This is a genomic window from Novosphingobium sp. B-7 (assembly GCF_000410615.1).
Taxonomy (GTDB): Bacteria; Pseudomonadota; Alphaproteobacteria; order Sphingomonadales; family Sphingomonadaceae; genus Novosphingobium; species Novosphingobium capsulatum.
In genome coordinates this window covers 1,224-3,676 of record NZ_KE148391.1, presented here as the reverse complement: position 1 = coordinate 3,676, position 2,453 = coordinate 1,224, and the positions used below count along the sequence as shown (strand labels likewise).

Annotated in this window: 4 protein-coding genes; 3 read left to right on the top strand and 1 reads right to left on the bottom strand. The window is 67.0% G+C overall.

From position 1 onward, the window contains the following. A partial coding sequence (locus tag H926_RS28225; RefSeq protein WP_051146410.1) for a LysR family transcriptional regulator occupies positions 1–707 on the bottom strand: 707 nt, incomplete at its 3' end. Positions 708–832: 125 nt separating this feature from the next. On the opposite strand from H926_RS28225, the gene H926_RS0116575 reads away from it, so the two are divergent. From H926_RS0116575 to H926_RS34300, 3 genes are all read left to right on the top strand, one after another. Continuing rightward, the gene (locus H926_RS0116575) at positions 833–1,255 is read left to right on the top strand and encodes an organic hydroperoxide resistance protein (protein ID WP_022677311.1); all 423 of its coding nucleotides are present in this window, start codon (positions 833–835) and stop codon (positions 1,253–1,255) included. Positions 1,256–1,290: 35 nt separating this feature from the next. Further along, positions 1,291–1,974 carry a type 1 glutamine amidotransferase domain-containing protein gene (locus tag H926_RS0116570; RefSeq protein WP_028658133.1) on the top strand — a complete coding sequence of 228 codons (684 nt, stop codon included), beginning with the start codon at positions 1,291–1,293 and terminating at the stop codon, positions 1,972–1,974. Between the two features lie 19 nt (positions 1,975–1,993). After that, positions 1,994–2,453: FUSC family protein (locus H926_RS34300; RefSeq protein ID WP_202804753.1), on the top strand; the 460-nt coding region annotated here is incomplete at its 3' end.

Sequence of the window (2,453 nt, the reverse complement as noted above, 5' to 3'; positions counted from 1 at the left end):
CCCATCAGCAGGCCGCGCAGGCTGCGCACGTCCAGCCCGACCATCGCCGGCGTGGTCAGTTCGGGGTTCAGGCCATTGTGGCGCAGCCAGTTGTCGATCAGCGGGTAATCAAGGCCGTAGGACAGCAGCGGCAGCCCGGCCAGGAACGTGGCAAGATCGGTCCCCGCGGCCAGCGCCGCGCGCAGCCGCGCCACCACGGCGGGCGCTGCCACGGCGCGGGTCGCCTCGTCGCGCAAATGCTCCCCGCGCAGGCGGCGGTCGGCTGCGGGAAAGCCCGAAACGCCCAGGTCTGCCTCGCCATGGATCAGCATGCGCTCGATCTCGCCCCGCGTGCCCCCGTGCAGGCGCACGCGAATGCCGCTTTCCAGCAGCGTGCCCAGCTGCGGCGCCACCACTTCCGAGAGGAAATCGGGATGCCCCACGATCTGGATCGATCCCGCCAGCAAGGCCGATCGCGCGCGGGCCTGCGCCAGGGCCGCCTCGGCCTGGTCCAGCCGATCGCCAATGTCCGATGCCAGTTCGTCGGCCGTGCCCGTGGGCACCACCCCGCGCCCGTGCCGTTCGAACAGCGGCCGGCCGATGGTTTCTTCCAGGCTGGCGATCTGCTGGGAAATGGCCGGCTGGGTCAGCCCCAGGTTGCGCGCCGCCGTGGTGAACGAGCGCTGGCGATAGACTTCGACAAAGGCGCGCAGGCGGTTGAGCGACATGACGCAATCCATAAGGAATTTTATGGATGTTGGCCACAACGCTTCTTGGCGCGGCGTCGCGTTCGCGCCTAGATGCCCTGTGCCAACGGCCAATGCCCCGGTTCTGCCGCTTGAGAGACCCGTCCATGCTCACCGATTGCCTCTATCAGGCCAGCGCCAGCGCGCATGGCGGCCGCGAAGGCCAGGTCGCGACCAGCGATGGCACGCTGCATGCCTGGCTCGATCTTCCCGCCGAACTGGGCGGCCGTGGCCATGGCAACAATCCCGAGCAGCTGTTTGCCGCCGGCTATGCCGCGTGTTTCCTCAGCACGATGAAAACACTGAAAAATCAGAATCATCCGCCGCTTCCCGGCGATGCCAGCGTCACCGCCACGGTGGGCCTGGCGCCCCGCCCCGAAGGCGGCTTTGGCCTGGGCATCACGCTGGCGGTATCCTTGCCCGGCATGGATCCAAAACGCGCTCGTGCGTTGATGGAGGCCGCCCATGGGGCCTGCCCTTATAGCCGGGCGATCATGGGGAATGTCCCTGTCCATCTTTCGCTGGCATGATGGCTTCGATCGGCCAGCCGCTCTGGAGTAAATCCATGAAGATTCTTATGGTCCTGACCTCGCACGACGAACTTGGCAACACTGGCCACAAGACCGGCTTCTGGCTGGAAGAGTTTGCCGCCCCCTATTACGTGTTCAAGGATGCCGGGGCCGAGATCGTCCTGGCCTCGCCCGCCGGCGGGCAGCCCCCGCTCGATCCGCGCAGCGATGAACCCGATGCCCAGACGCCTGCCACCGAGCGTTTCCGCGCCGATACTGCCGCGCAGCAGGCGCTGGCCCATACCACGCCGCTGGCCGATGTCGATGCTGCCGGCTTTGACGCGGTGTTCTATCCCGGCGGCCACGGCCCGCTGTGGGATCTGGCGGAAAGCCCGGTGTCCATCGCCCTGATCGAAGCCTTCGATCGCGCCGGCAAGCCGCTCGGCCTGGTGTGCCACGCCCCCGGCGCGCTCCGCCACGTCAAGGGCGCCGATGGCCGCCCGATCGTGGCCGGCCGCCCCGTCACCGGCTTTTCCAACAGCGAGGAAGAGGCCGTTGGCCTGACCCAGGTTGTGCCTTTCCTGATCGAGGATGAATTCAAGGCGCAGGGCGGCGACTATCGCAAGGGCCCGGATTGGGGCGTGTTCACGCTGGAAGACGGCAACCTGGTGACCGGGCAGAACCCGGCCAGTTCCGAAGCGGTGGCGCGCATCCTGCTGCGCCAGTTGCAAGCGGCCTGAACGAAAGCAGCCCGATCCCATGTTCCTGTTTCCCAAAGCCTGGGTGCAACCCCTGCTGTTTTCGGCCAAGACCGTGGCGGCGGGGTTTCTGGCGCTGTGGATCGGGCTGTGGGTCGGGCTGCCGTTCCCGTTCTGGGCGATGACCACCGCGTTCATCGTCTCCAATCCGCTGGCCGGGGCCACCCGATCCAAGGCGATCTACCGCGTGATCGGCACGTTTGTCGGCGCGGTCTTTGCCGTGGCCGTGGTGCCGGTGCTGGTCGATACGCCGATGATCCTCTCCACCGTGCTGGCGCTGTGGGTGGGTGGCTGTCTCACCGTGTCGCTGCTCGATCGCTCGGCACGGTCCTATACCCTGATGCTCGCCGGCTATACCGCGGCGATCATCGCCTTTCCATCGGTCAACCAGCCCTATGCCGTGTTCGATACGGCAGTCGCGCGCGTTACCGAAATCACGCTGGGGATTGTTGCCGCCACGC